Origin of the sequence: Micromonospora sp. NPDC049497, assembly GCF_044465805.1 — a bacterium.
Taxonomy (GTDB): Bacteria; Actinomycetota; Actinomycetes; order Mycobacteriales; family Micromonosporaceae; genus Micromonospora.
The window spans coordinates 12,519-28,528 of sequence record NZ_JBITMC010000006.1; the positions used below are offsets into that span (position 1 = coordinate 12,519).

A 16,010-nucleotide genomic window follows, 5' to 3' on the forward strand; every position below is an offset into this window, starting at 1 on the left:
CGGCGCCCGTCCTGTCACGCACCTGACGCTGCCCTGACACGACCGCTGACACGGTCTGCCACCTCGTTGCGCGGGGCCCGGGACGCTGCGCGGCACACCGTGGCGGAAGCCGATAGGTTGCAGTCCCATGGGCCGAATCCTCTCTGTCAACCTGGCCGTGCCCGAGCGCAGCACGGCGAAGCGGGTCGGCATCACCGGCATCAACAAGCAGCCGGTCGACGGGCCCGTGACGGTCCGTGCGCCCGGCCCGAAGACCACCGGGCTGCACAGCGGTCTGGTGGGCGACCAGATCTTCGACGTCGAGCACCATGGCGGTGACGACCAGGCCGTGTACGCGTACGCCCGGGAGGACTACGACTGGTGGGAGGCCCACCTGGACCGGGTGCTGCCGGGCGGCGTCTTCGGCGAGAACCTCACCACGGCGGGCGTCGACGTGAACGGTGCGGTGATCGGCGAGACCTGGCTCGTCGGTGACAACCTCGTGCTGCAGCCGACGTTCGGGCGTATCCCGTGCGCCACGTTCCAGGCCAAGATGGCGGAGTCGCAGTGGGTGAAGAGGTTCACCCGGGAGAATCGGCCGGGTGCCTACCTGCGGGTCGTCGAGCCGGGAACCGTTCAAGCCGGGGACTCGGTGACCGTGGTGCACCGACCGGCGCACGGCGTGACGATCGCGGCTGCCTTCCGCGCGTACCTGACCGAGCCGGAGTTGCTGCCCGCGCTGGCGGAGATCGAGGGACTGCCCGACGACCTCCGGCACACACTGCGCAGCCGTCTGAGCTGAGTCGGAGAGCGCGAGAGCCGGTGGCCGCTGGGGTGGCGCAGCGGCGGCGATCAGCTTCCCGGCACCGTGTCCGACCCGCCGGGTCGGGGCTCCAGGACCACCACCGCGGTCTCGGAGGACCGGAGCGCCGCGTACGCGTCGAGGTTCGTGTCGATCTCGCCCCAGCGGGTCCACAGCCGCGACCGCTCGTCGCCTGTCGCGGCACGACCGCGTACCAGCCGCTTCTGCCCGCCTGCCAGATCGACGACCGCGTCCGGATGTGTCCGCAGGTTGAGCCACCAGGCGGGCTCACCGTCACCCCAGCCGTTCATCGCCAGTGAGACCAGGTTCGGCCCATCCTCGAAGTACCCGATGATGACGCTGCGCCGCTGGCCGGTGCGGCGCCCGGTGGTGGTCAGCCGTAGCGCGCCCCATCCGTTGCCGCGTGGCCGCCACAGCCCGACCCGACCGCCGCAGACCCGGTACAGGCGTCGGTGCACCCACCAGGCCAGGCGGATGAACCAGCGCGGTGGTAGGCGTGGCTTTCCGGCCCGATTCCCGAGAGACATGACGACCTCCCACTCCTGGCGTGCCATCCTACGAACAGGACGCCAGCCCTCGCGGTCACCAGATCGCGCGCAGGGTCGGCGCGGTCCGGAAGAGGAAGCAGGAACGCGACAGGCGCACGGTATTGACACCCTCACCGGCCAAGAGCAGATTCCTCAGTGGACCCGGCCGGTCGCGGCCGGGGCGTCCCCGTGGAAGGACGATCGCCATGCTGAAGATCAGGTCCACCGGCCGGTCCCGGCTCGTCTCTGGGCTGGCGCTGCTCGCGCCGTCGCTCGTGCTCCTGGCCGGGCCGACGCCGGCGTACGCCGCGGAGACGACCACCCGCATCCTGCGGGTTCCGATGGACCTCTCCGTCGTCCTGCCGTGCGCCAACGGCGGCCTCGGCGAGGTCGTCAACTTCGACGGCACGATCTCCGAGGTGTACCACGTGACCTTCGACGAGGCCGGCGGGTTCCACGTGCACATCGTCGAGACCCAGTCGAACGTGCACGGCATCGGTGCGACGACCGGGGACCGGTACGTCAGCACCCGGGCCAACCTCTTCGTCTACAACCAGGGATCCGGCTCGCTGCCGATCACCTCCACCCAGCAACTGGTGTTCCGGATCGTGGGGCCGGGGCCGGGCAACGACGCGTCCCTCCGCATCACCAACCACACCACTCTCAACGCCGACGGCACCGTCACCGTCGCCTTCGACACGTACACGGCGGAGTGCGAACCCACTTCGCCCTGACGGGTCATTCGCAGCGGTCTTCGGCGCCTCGGCCGTACGGCTCGCAGCAGTCCGGGCGGTGCCGGTAGACCCGCAGGTCGCGGCCGTGCCGGCGGTCGTACCCGGCCGTGATCTCGTAGAGGCACGCCCTCCACACCACGGTCTCGCCGCCGCCGGACACCACCTGTCCGTCGCCCGGCCCGCCGCGCAGCAGCACGTCCACCCTCCGACGGTACGTCTGCCAGGTCCGCGCGACGCCGCGTATGAAAGTCTCGGCCCGAGCGGGCGGAGCTGCCGGGGGACTGCTGGTCTCAGATGTGGTTGAGGAAGAAGTCCCGGACGTCGTCGGCGAACAGATCGGGCACCTCCATCGCGGCGAAGTGACCGCCGCGATCGAACTCCGACCAGTGCCTGATGTCGTACAGCCGCTCGGCCAGCGGCCGTACCGACTGCGTGATGTCGTACGCGAACACCGCCACGCCGACCGGTACCGGGCACGGCTCGATCCGTCGCGGAGCGTCGCGGTGCAGCCGCGCCGAGGAGGCCGCGGTGGCGGTCAGCCAGTACAGCGAGATGTCGGTGAGCATCCGCTCGTCACTGATCTGCGAGCGAGGGTCCGTCCACTGCGCGAAGCGTTCGGCGATCCAGGCCAGCTGGCCGACCGGCGAGTCGGTCAGCGCGTACCCGATGGTCTGCGGGGTGGTGGCCTGCAGGGCCTGGTACGGCGGGCGATTCGCCATCAGCTTCCGGATCTTGTCCAGCCGGGCTTCGTCCGTCTCGGACAGCTCGACGTCGGCGTCCGGAACCGGCCGGGTCGGCAGGTAGTTGACGTGCACCCCGACGACGTGCTCGGGTGCCACCGCGCCGAGGGCCGTCGAGATTCCCGATCCGAAGTCACCACCCTGCGCGCCATAACGCTCGTATCCGAGGCGGTGCATCAGTTCCGCCCAGGCCCGCGCGACGCGGACGACGTCCCAGCCGCGTTCGTGGGTCGGCCCGGAGAAGCCGTAACCCGGGATGGACGGGATCACCAGATGGAAGTCGCGCGACAGCGGCTCGATCACGTCGAGGAACTCCAGGAACGAACCGGGCCAGCCGTGGGTGAGGATCAGCGCGAGCGCGTCCGGTTTCGAGGACCGGACGTGGACGAAGTGGATGTTCTGGCGATCGATCTCGGTGGTGAAGTGTGGAAGCGCGTTGAGCGCGGCCTCGTGCTCGCGCCAGTCGTATCCGGTGCGCCAGTAGTCGGCCAGTTCCTTGAGCCGCGCCAGCGGGAAGCCGTAGTCCCACCCGGCGTCGGCGACCTCGTTGGGCCAACGGGTGCGGGAGAGCCGGTCGGTCAGCTCGTCGAGGTCGGCCTGGGGGATGTCGATGCGGAACGGCTTGATCATGGTCTCAACTCCAGGTGGCGTCGTTCAGGGACCCATCGTTAGTGCAATAAACGTTAGCGGCACGAACGATACCGTAATCGTTAGTTCCACCAACGATTCGTTAGGCTTGTCACATGGAGACCGCCGCCGAGAAGACACCCGCCAGGTGGGAGAGCCTGCCCAGCTGGCTGCTCGCCCAGACCGCCCACCACGCGCAGCGGCTGGTGGCCGACGGGTTCTCCTCCGTCGGCGCCCGCGGCTACCACTACCGCCTCCTGGCGACACTGAAGGAGTTCGGCCCGGCCAGCCAGGCCGCACTGGGCCGCCGGAGCGGCATCCACCTCAGCGACATGGTCGCGGCGATCAACGAGCTCGCCGATCGCAAGCTCGTCGAGCGCGCCCCGGACCCCTCCGATCGGCGGCGCAACGTCATCTCGCTGACCGCGGCGGGTGGGCGGCACCTGCGGCGACTGGAGAAGCAACTGGCCGAATGCCAGGACGAACTGCTCGCTCCGCTGTCCCCGGAGGAGCGACAGCGGTTGACCGAGCTGCTGGCCAGGCTGTTGGACCACCACAACCGGCGAACCGGCACCCCCGAGGAGCCGCGGCGATGACCGCGAGCGGGTACGTGGCCGGGTGACCGGTCAGTCGGCCAGGCCGGTGCAGGCGGCGCCGTCGATGCTGCACGCCGTGGGAGCCGAGCCGACCGCCGCGCCGTTGACCCGGAACGTCACCCCGACCGATCCGCTGCCCGGCACCTGCCCGGTGCTCCCGGCCGGTACGAACGTCCACACCGCACCGTCACGGCTGGCCTGCGCGCCGTCGACCGAACTGACGTACAGCGACTCCCGCGGCAGGGTGACGACCAGCTTCCACTGGGGCACCGGCACCTGCCCGGGATTGCTGATCGTCACGGCGGCGCCGTAGCTGAGCAGAGCCCGCTCCGGGATGGCGAAGTCGGCGCGCAGGGCGGCCGGCGTGGGAGCGGCCGGCGTGGGAGCGGCCGCCGAGGCGGTCGGTGACGGCGCGCTGGCGGACGGCCCGGCGGTGGGCTCGGCCACCGTGGCCGCTGCGGCTGTCGGGAGCGCGGACGGCGTCGCGTCGGTGGCCGCCGGTTGTGCCTGTCCGCCCGAGGGACCCACCGACGGTGTGCCCACCTCGTCCGCGGGCGGCGGCGGGTCGAGGGCCACCGGTGGCGGCCCTTCCGACGTGCGCGGGGCGCCGATGACGGCGAAGGCCATCGCGACCAGCAGCCCGGCCGCGGCGACCAGGGCCACCCAGGTGGCCCGCGAGCCGCGGCCTCGACCGGGGAGCGCCCGCCGTACGGCCCGGGCGATCGCCACGATCCGGTCCAGCACGATGACCGCCGCGGTACGCCGTGGTTGGGGCGGTGTTGCCGGCACTGCCTTCCTCCCCCTCCGGTGGTGTCAGCGCACGGTGCTGTCGTGGTCGCTGGTGAGCGAGTCGGGGGCACGCATGCGCCAGGCGTCGGTGACGAGTTCCTCGAGACGATCGACGCTCACCGGCGTCAACCGCAGCATGACCAGGGGGAACCCGTCGTACGCGGGCGTGGTGAAGAAAAGCTCGGGCTCACCGAGGAGTAGCGCCTGTTTCTCCGCCTCGTCGCCGACGTACAGCACCGCGACGTCGGTCCGGATGAGGCGTGGCATTCCGGGCCGGCGCTCGGGGTAGGACCAGACGAAGCCCTGGCCGGCGACTCGGAAGTCGAAACCGTCGCTCTCGATCTCCACCACGTGAGGCAGCGCGAGCGCCAGCTGACGGACATCGTCGGCGTCAGCCATCGAGATCGCTCCACGGCACCGCCCGCTGCATCGGTACAGCCTAACGGGCCACTCAACCCTGGTCGGTCGGGCGGTGCCGGGCCGGGGGATCGGCAGTCGCGTCGGCCAGGGTGGCGCCGAGTGCGGTTCGCCAGTAGAGCACCTCGCGTCCCGAACGCCGCTTGGTCACCACCCCGGAATCGAGCAGCACCCGGAGATGGTCGCTGACCGACCCCAGGGACAGCCCGGTGAGGGCCGCCAGGTGCGACGTGCTCACCGGTGTGCCGAGCAGCCGGAGGATGGCCGCCCGGTTCGGGCCGATCAGCCGGTCCAGCCCGTCCGGCGCCGGCCAGGGCGGCGCCGGCCAGGATGCCGCGGGCCGGATAGACCATGCCGAAGCGCGTGGGCTGGTCCCACACCACCCAGCCACGGACGCAGTGCGCGGGGACGAACACCAACTGCTCGGCCCGCGCACACCAGCTCCGCGCTGGCCCTCGGCTCGCTGACCTACGCCGTGACCGGTTCGGCGACGCTGACCGCGCTGAGCATGTTCGGCGCACCCCTGGCCGGTGTGCTGGGCAACTTCACCCTGCTCTCCGTCGCGGACAGCCTGCCGCCGCGCCGGGCGTTGACCCTCGCCGCGCTGGTCGCGCTCGCCGGCACGGCGATCCAGGCTGTCCCGGAGCTGCCGATCGGAGTCCGGCTCGCCGTCGTCCTGCTCGTCGCCTACGTCAAGTCGATCACCGGTGGCGCCCGCTGGTCGCTGCTCAACGACATCCTGCCGCCCGGGGCGTACGTGCTGGCCCGATCGACGATGAACGCCAGCGTCGGCGGGATGCAGATCGCCGGATTCGGGGTGGGTGGGCTGCTGCTGGTCTGGCTCGACCCGTACCAGGTGTTCCTGATCGCGACCGCGCTGCGGGCGCTGGCGGCCGCGATGACGTGGTTCGACCTGCGGGAGCGGCCGGCCCGGACCGGCGCGCGGGCCTCGACGGCCCGGACCCTACGGGTCAACCGGGATCTGTGGGCGGACCGCGGACGCCGGTCGCTCTACCTCAACCTGTGGCTGCCCAACGGACTGGTCGTCGGCTGCGAAGCGCTGTTCCTGCCGTACGCGGGGGACCGGGCCGGTTTCCTCTTCGCCGCCGGCGCGCTCGGCATGCTGGCCGGCGACGTGCTGGTGGGGCGGTTCCTGTCGCCGGCCGCGCGCCGGCGGTGCGTCCTGCCGCTGCGAGTCCTGCTGCCCCTGCCGTACGTCGCCTTTCTGCTGCACCCGGACCTTCCGGTGGCGATGCTGCTCGCGCTGGTCGCCTCGGTCGGTTTCGCGGCCTCACTGCCGTTGCAGGAATGGCTGATCGACCGGTCGCCGCCGGAGTCGCACGGTCAGGCGCTCGGCCTGCACCAGAACGGGATGATGGCCGGGCAGGCGGTCTGCGCGGCACTCGCCGGAGTGGTCGCCGACGTGCTGCCGACGCACCGGGCGGTGGCGCTGCTGGCCTGCCTGTCGCTGGCGATGACGCTGCTGCTCACACGGAGCCTGCGGTACGCCCGACCGGCACCGCCGCCAGCCGCGGACACCGTGCCGGATCGGAAGGGAGCCGTGGCCCCTCGCGCGAGTCGACGGGTGGCGTGACCCGGCACCACGGGTGACTCCCCGAGGCGGCCACCGCACCCCGGACGGCCGGTTCAGCGGTCTCGTTCCGGCAGGTGACCGCCGTGGTGGTCGAGTTTGGCGCGGAGTGTTCCGGCGAAGCCTTCGGCGGTGGCGAGTTTCTCGCGCAGCGCGGTGACGCGGGTGGTGGCGGCGGTGTGGAACATGTCGAGCCGGTCGAGCAGGGCGGCCCGGTCGGTGCCGGTGGTGGTGTCGAGGGCGTCGAGGAGGGCGAGGAGGTCGCGCATCTCGTCGAGGGTGAAGCCGAGGGGCTTCATGCGTTTGACCACGGCGAGGCGGTCGAGGTCGGGTTCGGTGTAGAGGCGGAAGCCGCCCTCGCTGCGCGCGGAGGGGACGATGAGGCCGGCTTCCTCGTAGTGGCGGATGGTGCGGATGCTCAGCCCGACCCGTTCGGCTGCCTCGCCGATCTGCATGAGCCGGCCGGTGACCGGGCCGGAGGCGTGCCGCTCCGGCCCGGTGTCGCGGCTGGTGGCGGCCATCAGTGGCCGACGCCGAGTTGGCCGGCGAGGGTGTCGTGGATGCGGGCGCTGGGCTTGTTCAGCTCGATGATCTCGACGGTCTTGCCCCGGTTGGCGTACCGGGTGGTGATCGCGTCGAGGGCGGCCACGGAGGAGGCGTCCCAGACGTGGGCGTGGGTCATGTCGATCACCACCGTGTCAGGGTCGCCCGCGTAGTCGAACTGGCTGACGAGGTCGTTGCTGGAGGCGAAGAACAGCTCACCGTGCACGGAGTAGATCCGGGTGCCGCCGTCGGGGTCCAGGACGCTGGTGACCTCGACGAGGTGGGCGACCCGCCGCGCGAAGATGACCATGGCGGTGAGCACGCCGGCGACGACGCCGACGGCGAGGTTGTGGGTCGCCAGGGTGGTGGCGACGGTGGCCAGCATGACGATCGTCTCGCCGTACGGCATCCGCTTGAGCGTGGCCGGGGCGACGGAGTGCCAGTCGAACGTCGACACCGCCACGATGATCATCACGGCGACCAGGGCGGCCATCGGGATCACCGCGACCACGTCGCCGAGGGCGACGACGAGGATCAGCAGGAACACGCCGGCCAGGAACGTCGACAGCCGGGTACGGGCACCGGAGGCTTTCACGTTGATCATCGTTTGGCCGATCATGGCGCAGCCGCCCATGCCGCCGAAGAACCCGGTGACGATGTTGGCCACGCCCTGACCCCAGGACTCGCGAGTCTTGCTGGACGAGGTGTCGGTGATGTCGTCGACCAGCTTCGCGGTCATCAACGACTCCATCAGCCCGACCAGCGCGATCCCGAGGGCGTACGGGGCGATCAGGGTGAGGGTGTCCATGGTCCAGGGGATCTGCGGCAGGCCGAGGGTGGGCAGGCTGTCCGGCAGGGCCCCCTCGTCACCGACGGTCGGCACGGCTACCCCGACGGCCACGGTGACCACGGTCAGCGCCACGATGGCGACCAGCGGCGCCGGGACCGCGCGGGTGAGCCGGGGGAGTCCGACCATGATCGCGAGGGCGACGGCGACGAGCGGGTAGACCAGCCACGGCACGCCGAGCAGGTGCGGCACCTGGGCGGCGAAGATCAGGATCGCGAGGGCGTTGACGAAGCCGACCATGACGCTGCGCGGGATGAACCGCATCAGCTTCGCCACGCCGAGCGCCGCCAGGAGGATCTGGATGGCGCCGCCGAGGATCACCGCCGCGATCAGGTGGTCCAGCCCGTGCTCCTTCGCCAGCGGCGCGACCACGAGGGCGATCGCGCCGGTCGCGGCGGAGATCATCGCCGGCCGGCCACCGCAGATCGCGATGGTCACGGCCATGGTGAACGAGGCGAACAGCCCCACGCGCGGGTCGACCCCGGCCAGGATCGAGAAGGAGATCGCCTCCGGGATCAGCGCCAGGGCGACGACCAGGCCGGCGAGGACCTCGGTGCGGAACACCTTCGGCGACAGCCAGGACGGACGGGACGGGCGCGGCCGGGAGACCGCGGACAGCACAGAAGACATACAGCCATTTCCACTCGGGCGCCTCGCGGACGCGCACAGTTCCCGCCCCGAACAGGGCAGACCACCTGCTCACGGCCCGGCGGCGGCCGGCTCTGGCGCTAGACCCCGGCGGGCGTCTTCGTCTGAGCAGCAACACGGTCGGGGGAGAGGGGCACCCCGTCCCGCCGACGACTGCGATCGAACCCTACCCTCCCGTGAGGGTAGGGTTCGCAGCCCGTGATGATCATCACGGGCGGCGGTGACAAGGCGCGAGTCCCCTGCGAGGGCATGTCCGTGAACCCGGGAGCCTCCCGTGGCCACTGTCAGGATGGCGCGGAGCCGGTCACGCCGACGGCGGCGGACCCGGGCACTCCGTCCGGTGGGAACGGCATCGGTCAGCGGCGGCCACGCCGCGCGTTCCTGGGTCGCAGCGTGTTGCAGACGTCGACGACACCGGGGACGTCCCAGGCCAGTTCCCCGGCGACCTGTCGTGCGTCCGTGCCGCTCACCAGCCCGGAGAGGATGACGACCCGGTTCTGCACGGAGACGCTGATCTGCTGCCGTCGCGTGGTCCAGTCGATGCTCAATCGCTGCGCGACCAGCGCCTCGATGCGCAGATCCCCGCTGTCCGGCTCGGCCTGGTCGCCAGTGCCGGCGAGCCAGTCGTCGTCCGGCAGTGGCCATGGCATGGACACGGCGATCTCCTTGTCTCGATCAGGAACCGGAGCGCGGTCCGGCCGTCGTGGCGTCGGCGGCCGTGGAGGTGCACAGCACGCGCTCGGACAGGCCGCTGAGGGCGTCGTCACGGCTGTCGAAGATCGGGAAGGCCCCGTCCAGGCGCATGGTGTGCAGCACGGTGCGGATGAACCGCGACGGCGCGGCGAGGCACAGCGTGACACCGCGCTCGCGGGCGTCGCGGTGGGCACGCACGAGCAGGCCGAGGCCGGTGGAGTCGATGACGTGTACGCGGCTCAGGTCGACCACGACGTGTCCGCCCATCTCGGCCGCATGACGCAGCGCGGCGCGCAGGGTGTCGCCGGTGTCGAGGTCGATGTCACCGGTGACGGTGACGACGGTCGCGTCGTCGAGGTGGTCGATGCCGAGGATGCCGCCGGGACCGTGGCTGTCGCACGACGCGTGCGCGCGACCGGAGGGGGGCAGCAGGCTGCAGCTCGGGCAACGGTGCGGGCCGGTGGCGAACGGGGAGCCGCTCCAGCCGTGCTCCGACACGAGGGTCCAGACGACCTCGGCGTCGGGGAGCACGCACGCGGTGGCCGTGACGGTGTCGCCGCAGGTGTCGCAGATCAGTGTCATCAGGTGGTCGTCCGGGACGACAGTCATGCTGCTGGTCCTTCCTGTGTCCGGTGTCTGGCCGGCCATGGTTGACGTCAGTGACGAGTGGTCACGGATGCCCGGCCCTGGGCGGTCGGCGCGGGCCGGTCTGGTCGGGGGTCGTGTCCCGCCGCCGGGACGTCCGGCGGCGTCGGCGACGGTTCGGTGACGATCGGTAGGACCTGGTCCAGGCGGGCGGTGTGCAGGATGCGCCGGATGCGGGGATTCGGGTCGCGCACGACGAGGACCCCGTCGGTACGGGCCAGCCGCCGGTGCACGTCGAGCAGCAGGCCGATGGCGGCGGCGTCGATGTGCCGGCAACCCGACAGGTCGACCACGACCCGCTGGGGTTGCAGGGCAAGGAGTCGATCGAACACGGCTCCGGCCTCCGGCAGGCACGCCAGGTCGAGCTGCGTGATGCACACCTCAACCAGCGGCAGCGCGCACGGCGTGGGTCCCAGTGGCCCTGTCACGGTCGTACCCCTTCCCTCGCCGACCTGGTCGCCCGCCACCGTGCCGGGCGGGCTTGGCGGTCACCGCGCGGATCTGTGACAGTTGAGTGACAAATCCCCAGGCCGGCGGACACGATTGGCGACGGGGCCGGTGACCTGGGGATGATGCCTGTTATGACGGCCGTACTGGTGATCGAGGACGACGACCGGATCCGCCTGGCGCTGCTGCTCGCACTCGAGGACGAGGGGTACGACGCTCTGGGTGCGGCCACCGCCGAGGAGGGCCTGCGCGCCCAGCGCCGCGACCCGGCCGACTACGTACTGGTCGACCTGATGCTGCCCGGCCTCGACGGCTTCGAGTGCATCCGGCAGCTCCGCCGTGACGACGACGTGCCGATCGTGGTGGTGAGCGCCCGCGACGACACCCACGACATCGTCGCCGCCCTCGAAGCCGGCGCCGACGACTACCTCGTCAAACCGGTGGCGATCAAGGAACTGACCGCGCGGCTGCGCGCCCTGCGCCGCCGAGCCCGTACCGGCGTCGTGGGACCGGCACCGGATGCGGTGCCCGTGCTGGCCTTCGGCGAGTTGGAGATCAGCCCCGACGCGGGCGAGGTACGCCGTGCCGGCCAGCCCGTCGCGGTGACCCGCACGGAGTTCCGGTTGCTGTGCGAGCTGGCCGAGCACGCGGGCCGGGTGCTGTCGCGCCAGCAGTTGCTGCAACGGGTATGGGGGTACGACAGCGGAGACGAGCGCCTGGTCGACGTGCACGTCGGCCGGTTGCGGCAGAAGATCGAGCCAGACCCGGCAACCCCCCGGCACCTGGTCACCCTGCGGGGTCTGGGCTACAAACTCCAGCGATGAGACGCCTCGGACTGCGTACCCGGGTCATCGCCGCGTTCGCCGTCGGCGCGCTCCTGCTCGCCGCGTCGATGGCCCTGGTCTCCTACGAGCTGACCCGCCGCTCCCTGATTGACGAGCGGGAGCGCACCGCCCTGCGCGCCGCCTACTTCGACGCGACCGTCGTCCGTGCCGGGATCGACACCGACACTCCCGACGTCGTGGAGGTGCTCCGGTCGCTGGACACGGGGGGCGGTCGCCGCCCCGTGCTCCACCTGAACGGCGAGTGGTACGGCCGCAACGCCGACCCTGGCATCACCACCGCCATCCCCGCCGACCTGCGTCGGGTCGTCGCCTCCGGGGAGCCGGCAGTGCAGCGCGTACTCGTCGATGGTCAGCCCGCCCTGGTGGTCGGCGTGCCCCTGTCCCCGACAGCGACGTTCTTCGAGGTCAACTCCCTGCGTGAGTTGGAGCAGACGTTCGACGTTCTGGCCCTCGCGCTGACCACCGTCGCGGTCCTGGTCGCCGGATCCGGCGCCGCCCTCGGGTGGTACGCCACCCGGCACGGGCTGCGCCCGCTGACCGCGGTCGCCGACGCGGCGGAGAAGATCGCCGCCGGCGACTTCACCGCACGGCTCGACCCGGCGACCGACCCCGACCTGACCCGCCTCTCCTCCTCGTTCAACCAGATGGTCGACCGGCTTGCCCACCGCATCGAGCGCGATCGCCGCTTCGCCGCCGACGTCAGCCATGAACTGCGCTCGCCTCTGCAGACCCTCGCCGCGGCGGCCAGCGTCCTGGCCCGCCGCCGGGAACACCAGGACGAACGAACCGCCATCGCGGCCGGGCTCGTCGCCGACGAGATCGACCGTTTTCAGCGGCTGGTCAACGACCTGATCGACCTGGCCCGCAGCGACCAGCCCGCCCACCGGGCTCCGGTGGACGTGGTGGCGCTGGCGCGGGACGCCTGCCACACCCTCGACCTGCCCGCCTCGCTCGTCCGCCTCGCACCGGACGTGCCCGCGACGTGGCAGGTCGAACGGCGGCGTGTCGCACAGATCCTGGTGAATCTGCTCGACAACGCGGTGACCTACGGGGGTGGCCCGACGACCCTCCTGCTCAGCCGGGACGGTGGCGTCGGCGTCATCGAGGTCGAGGACGACGGCCCGGGCGTGCCCGTCGAGGACCGCGAGGTGATCTTCGACCGTTTCGTCCGGGGGCGGGCCGCCCACACCCGTGGTGCCGGTGACGGCACCGGGCTCGGCCTCGCGCTGGTCGCCCAGCACGCCGCCGCGCACACCGGGCACGTCACCGTCACCGACCGCCCCGGCGGAGGCGCCCGGTTCCGAGTCACCCTGCCGGAAAGCCTGACATGAACCACCACCGTCTCGTCGCACTGGCGCTGGCCGCGTTGCTGGCCGGCTGCGGCATCCCCACCGAGGACACGGCCCGTAGGGTGCAGCCGCCGAGGGGCCCGTTCCAGAGTTCTGCCCCCGCCGACACGGCGGAACCGGCCGGCCCTGCCGTCGAGACCCTCTGCCTGGTCCGCGACAACCGCATCATCCCCGTGGTCCGGCGTGTCGACCGTCCGCCGACGGCCGACGACCACCTGAAGGATCTGCTCGCCGGGCCCACCGAGGCCGAGCGCGACACCGGTCTGACCAGTGCCCTGGCGGGAGCGGTCAACGCCGCCGGTACGACAGTGACCGGCATGCAGGCCCAGGTCGCGGTCGAGGCACCCGACGAGGCCGCCGGCCGCAGCGACGAGGTTCTCGCCTTCGGGCAGATCGTCTGCACCCTCACCAGTCGCGACGACGTCACCACCGTGGCGTTCCTTCGCGACGGCAGACCACTCGGCGTGCCCCGCGCCGACGGCTCACTGTCCGAACAACCGCTCGTCCGCGCCGACTACGCCCCGCTGATCGCCCCACGGTGACCTGCTCACATCGGCCCTTCGGTCCTCACCGGATCAGGGTGGCGCGACGTGCGGTGACGGCCACGACGATCAGTCCGGCGGCGCCCCAGGCGGCGAGCACACCCAGATCACCCCAGGCCGGAGCGGACCCGGCCGTACCTGCGAGGGTGTCGTCCAGGGCGTGGACGAGGTGTGTGAGGGGCAGGACGTCGCCGACGGTCGCCAGCACGGCGGGCATCTGGGCGCCGACCACGAACACGTCGGAGATGAAGCCGAGGGGCAGCAGCGTGCCGAGCGCCACCGCGGTGACGGTCTGGCCCCGGCGGACCAGCCCGAGCAGGGCGAACCCGAGGGCACCGAAGCAGCCGGTACCGATCGCGAGGACCGCCACGAGGGCCGGCAGCCGCGCGGGTCGCACGTCGACGCCGTACCCGGTCACCGCCACGGTCGTGCTCAGGGCCGCGATCGTCGCGACCACCGCACCCATCGCCCCGACCCGCCCGGCGACGTACGCCCACTCCGGCATCGGTGTGCCGCGCATCCGCCGCAGGACACCCCTTTCACGCGCCTCGGCGACCCCGCTCGGGATGGTGACGAAACAGACGATCGCCACTCCGTACGCCGTCATGGCGGGAAGCATCACCTGGGCGGCCTCCGTCCGTCCGTCCCCGGACCCGGCCATGAGGGCCGGCAGCAGCGCCACCAGCAGCACGGGGAAGACCACCGCGAAGAACACGCCCGTGCCGTCGCGGCTGAGGACCCGCAGCGCGTAGCCCACCTGGACGGCCACCGACGCCCACGGCGTGGGCCGCCCCCGCGCCAGGCTGCGGGGGAGCACCTCGGACGCGGTCGACGTCGACAGCCCACCACGTACCAGGGCCGGCGAGCGTCCGTCACCGGTCGGGGCCCACCGGAAACGCCGGCGGGCGACCGCCAGCGCGGCGACCGTCCACAGAGCCAGCACGGCGAGATGATCGCCGGCGAAGCCGTTACCGGGCAGGAACGGGTTGAACGCGTCGGCGAGCGCGTTGGCGAAGTGCTTGAGCGGGAAGACCCAGCCGACGGTCTCCAGCCAGGTGGGTGTGCGTTCGCTGATCGTGAAGACGTCCGAGATGACGGCCAACGGGATCAGGATTCCGTTGGTGAACGCCTGCGCCGCCGTCGAGCTGCGGACGAGCGACACCACCGCGACACCCAGCGCCGCGAAACACGCCACGCCGAGCAGCACGGTGACGGTGGCGGCGAGCGCGGTGCGCCCGATGAGCTGGACGTCGTACGCGAGGACGCCGAGCCCGATGACGAGCACGGCGGCGAGCAGCGCGAAGACCGCCGCGGCGCAGACCCGCGCGGCGAGCACCGCCCACGGCGGCACCGGGGTCCCGCGCAACCGCAGGAGCACGCCGCGTTCGCGCAACAGGGCGGTGTCGACCGCGAGTACGCAGAACGCTGCTTCGGCGACGCCGAAGACGGCGAGGACGGGGGTGAAGAACTGCGCCACCCGGACGCCCTGGCGTGGCTCGACGATCTCGTTGCCGAACAGCGCGCCGATGATGACGAGGAACAGAACCGGCAGACCGAGGGTGAAGAGCGCGGCCACCGGCGTACGCAGGAACGCCCGTACGCCGTGCGCCGCGAGGACCGCCACGAGTTTCCACGTGCCCGGGCGGCGCCGGGTCACCGGCGGCGGCGAGGTGGCCACCGGCGGCGGGTCGAGTTGGGTGGTCATCGCGTGCCCTCCTCCACGAGCCGCAGGTACACGTCCTCCAGGCTGGGCCGGGTCAGGGTGAGGTCCGGCAGGTCGACGCCGTGGTCCAGAGCCCAGCCGGTGAGGGCGTTCGCGTCCCTCGTGGGCGAGGTGGTGCGGAACTCGACCACGTCGCCGACGACGGCGAGGTGGCCGTCGAGCCGGGGGAGGTCCGCCGAGGCGAGCCCGGTCGGCAGCCGGAAGCGAAGGACGCTGCCGGCGTCCGTCGTCAGGGCGTCGGGGCGGCCGGTGACGAGCAGGCGTCCACCGCGCAGCACGGCGACCCGGTCGGCGAGGCGCTGAGCCTCCTCGATGTAGTGGGTGGTGAGGAGGATCGTGGTTCCCAACTTCCGCAGTCCGGCGACCAGGTCCCACGCGCGATGGCGGGCGGACGGGTCGAAACCGGTGGTGGGCTCGTCGAGGAACAGCACCTCGGGGCAACCGATCAGCCCCAGTGCCAGGTCGAGGCGACGGCGTTGCCCGCCGGACAGGGTCTTGATCCGAGCTCTGCTCTTGTCGGCCAGGCCGACCAGCTCCAGCACCTGGTCCGGGTCGTGCACCCGTGGATACAGGCGGGCGTGCAGGCGGGCCGTCTCCCGGACCGTGAAGTCCTCCTCGAACCCCGCGCTCTGCAGGACGATGCCGATACGTTCACGGTAGGCGCGGCGGCCCTGCGCCGGGTCGTACCCGAGAACCGACACCCGTCCGCCGCTACGGTCCCGGTATCCCTCCAGGATCTCCACCGTGGTGGTCTTGCCGGCACCGTTCGGGCCGAGCAGTGCCAGGACCTCGCCCTGTTCCACCGTGAAGCTGACGTCGTCGACCGCTCGCAGGGCGCCGTAGTCCTTGCACAGCCCTTCGACCTCGATGACCGCCATGACGGTCTCCTCCCGCTGGATCCACCA

The 16,010-nt window shown here is 71.7% G+C and carries 20 protein-coding genes; 7 read left to right on the top strand and 13 right to left on the bottom strand.

Annotation, left to right across the window (positions count from 1 at the left end):
* Nucleotides 1–127 precede the first annotated feature (127 nt).
* The gene (locus tag ACIBR0_RS10945; RefSeq protein WP_396714374.1) at nt 128–781 is read left to right on the top strand and encodes an MOSC domain-containing protein; all 654 of its coding nucleotides are present in this window, start codon (nt 128–130) and stop codon (nt 779–781) included.
* A gap of 50 nt (nt 782–831) precedes the next feature.
* On the opposite strand, the gene ACIBR0_RS10950 is transcribed toward ACIBR0_RS10945, so the two are convergent.
* Entirely contained in the window at nt 832–1,329 is a 498-nt protein-coding gene (locus tag ACIBR0_RS10950; RefSeq protein ID WP_396714376.1) for a nitroreductase/quinone reductase family protein, read from the bottom strand.
* A gap of 206 nt (nt 1,330–1,535) precedes the next feature.
* Between ACIBR0_RS10950 and ACIBR0_RS10955 the strand changes: the two genes are divergently transcribed.
* Complete coding sequence (locus tag ACIBR0_RS10955) at nt 1,536–2,063, top strand: hypothetical protein (protein WP_396714378.1); 528 nt, start codon at nt 1,536–1,538, stop codon at nt 2,061–2,063.
* A gap of 4 nt (nt 2,064–2,067) precedes the next feature.
* Here the strand turns inward: ACIBR0_RS10955 and ACIBR0_RS10960 are convergent, their stop codons facing one another.
* Nucleotides 2,068–2,265 carry a hypothetical protein gene (locus ACIBR0_RS10960; protein WP_396714380.1) on the bottom strand — a complete coding sequence of 66 codons (198 nt, stop codon included), beginning with the start codon at nt 2,263–2,265 and terminating at the stop codon, nt 2,068–2,070.
* Between the two features lie 88 nt (nt 2,266–2,353).
* A complete protein-coding gene (locus tag ACIBR0_RS10965) occupies nt 2,354–3,433 on the bottom strand; it encodes an epoxide hydrolase family protein (RefSeq protein WP_396714382.1) in 1,080 nt (359 codons plus the stop codon).
* Nucleotides 3,434–3,546: 113 nt separating this feature from the next.
* Here ACIBR0_RS10965 and ACIBR0_RS10970 point away from each other — a divergent pair, with 113 nt between their 5' ends.
* On the top strand, nt 3,547–4,026 hold the full coding sequence (locus ACIBR0_RS10970; RefSeq protein WP_396714384.1) for a MarR family winged helix-turn-helix transcriptional regulator: 480 nt from the start codon (nt 3,547–3,549) through the stop codon (nt 4,024–4,026).
* Nucleotides 4,027–4,056: 30 nt separating this feature from the next.
* Here the strand turns inward: ACIBR0_RS10970 and ACIBR0_RS10975 are convergent, their stop codons facing one another.
* From ACIBR0_RS10975 to ACIBR0_RS10985, 3 genes are read right to left on the bottom strand one after another with little or no spacing between them, the layout of a single operon-like run.
* On the bottom strand, nt 4,057–4,815 hold the full coding sequence (locus ACIBR0_RS10975) for a cellulose binding domain-containing protein (protein ID WP_396714386.1): 759 nt from the start codon (nt 4,813–4,815) through the stop codon (nt 4,057–4,059).
* Between the two features lie 24 nt (nt 4,816–4,839).
* A complete protein-coding gene (locus tag ACIBR0_RS10980) occupies nt 4,840–5,214 on the bottom strand; it encodes an MmcQ/YjbR family DNA-binding protein (protein ID WP_396714388.1) in 375 nt (124 codons plus the stop codon).
* Between the two features lie 52 nt (nt 5,215–5,266).
* Nucleotides 5,267–5,470, bottom strand: a complete 204-nt coding sequence (locus ACIBR0_RS10985; protein ID WP_396714389.1) for a winged helix-turn-helix domain-containing protein — start codon at nt 5,468–5,470, stop codon at nt 5,267–5,269.
* 237 nt (nt 5,471–5,707) lie between these two features.
* Here ACIBR0_RS10985 and ACIBR0_RS10990 point away from each other — a divergent pair, with 237 nt between their 5' ends.
* A complete protein-coding gene (locus ACIBR0_RS10990; RefSeq protein WP_396714391.1) occupies nt 5,708–6,826 on the top strand; it encodes an MFS transporter in 1,119 nt (372 codons plus the stop codon).
* A gap of 53 nt (nt 6,827–6,879) precedes the next feature.
* Here ACIBR0_RS10990 and ACIBR0_RS10995 read toward each other — a convergent pair whose 3' ends face one another.
* The 5 genes from ACIBR0_RS10995 to ACIBR0_RS11015 all read right to left on the bottom strand — a co-directional run bounded on the left by ACIBR0_RS10995 (nt 6,880) and on the right by ACIBR0_RS11015 (nt 10,627).
* Nucleotides 6,880–7,344: a MerR family transcriptional regulator gene (locus tag ACIBR0_RS10995; protein ID WP_396714393.1), complete on the bottom strand. Its 465-nt coding sequence runs from the start codon at nt 7,342–7,344 to the stop codon at nt 6,880–6,882.
* Nucleotides 7,344–8,843, bottom strand: coding sequence for a SulP family inorganic anion transporter (locus tag ACIBR0_RS11000; RefSeq protein ID WP_396714395.1), 1,500 nt, complete (start codon nt 8,841–8,843; stop codon nt 7,344–7,346). Before ACIBR0_RS11000 ends, ACIBR0_RS10995 begins: the two co-directional genes overlap by 1 nt.
* 374 nt (nt 8,844–9,217) lie before the next feature.
* Nucleotides 9,218–9,517, bottom strand: a complete 300-nt coding sequence (locus tag ACIBR0_RS11005; RefSeq protein ID WP_396714397.1) for a BON domain-containing protein — start codon at nt 9,515–9,517, stop codon at nt 9,218–9,220.
* Nucleotides 9,518–9,536: 19 nt separating this feature from the next.
* Nucleotides 9,537–10,163, bottom strand: coding sequence for an STAS domain-containing protein (locus ACIBR0_RS11010; RefSeq protein WP_357031971.1), 627 nt, complete (start codon nt 10,161–10,163; stop codon nt 9,537–9,539).
* Nucleotides 10,164–10,210: 47 nt separating this feature from the next.
* Nucleotides 10,211–10,627: an STAS domain-containing protein gene (locus ACIBR0_RS11015; protein ID WP_396714399.1), complete on the bottom strand. Its 417-nt coding sequence runs from the start codon at nt 10,625–10,627 to the stop codon at nt 10,211–10,213.
* Between the two features lie 153 nt (nt 10,628–10,780).
* Between ACIBR0_RS11015 and ACIBR0_RS11020 the strand changes: the two genes are divergently transcribed.
* From ACIBR0_RS11020 to ACIBR0_RS11030, 3 genes are read left to right on the top strand one after another with little or no spacing between them, the layout of a single operon-like run.
* Complete coding sequence (locus ACIBR0_RS11020; protein WP_357031977.1) at nt 10,781–11,470, top strand: response regulator transcription factor; 690 nt, start codon at nt 10,781–10,783, stop codon at nt 11,468–11,470.
* Entirely contained in the window at nt 11,467–12,822 is a 1,356-nt protein-coding gene (locus ACIBR0_RS11025; protein WP_396714401.1) for a sensor histidine kinase, read from the top strand. Before ACIBR0_RS11020 ends, ACIBR0_RS11025 begins: the two co-directional genes overlap by 4 nt.
* Nucleotides 12,819–13,382, top strand: a complete 564-nt coding sequence (locus ACIBR0_RS11030) for a GerMN domain-containing protein (RefSeq protein ID WP_396714403.1) — start codon at nt 12,819–12,821, stop codon at nt 13,380–13,382. The genes ACIBR0_RS11025 and ACIBR0_RS11030 overlap by 4 nt, the downstream gene beginning before the upstream one ends.
* Nucleotides 13,383–13,407: 25 nt before the next feature.
* Here ACIBR0_RS11030 and ACIBR0_RS11035 read toward each other — a convergent pair whose 3' ends face one another.
* Together ACIBR0_RS11035 and ACIBR0_RS11040 are read right to left on the bottom strand one after the other, a co-directional pair.
* Entirely contained in the window at nt 13,408–15,087 is a 1,680-nt protein-coding gene (locus ACIBR0_RS11035; protein ID WP_396714405.1) for an ABC transporter permease, read from the bottom strand.
* On the bottom strand, nt 15,084–15,983 hold the full coding sequence (locus ACIBR0_RS11040; protein WP_396714407.1) for an ABC transporter ATP-binding protein: 900 nt from the start codon (nt 15,981–15,983) through the stop codon (nt 15,084–15,086). Before ACIBR0_RS11040 ends, ACIBR0_RS11035 begins: the two co-directional genes overlap by 4 nt.
* Nucleotides 15,984–16,010: the final 27 nt, after the last annotated feature.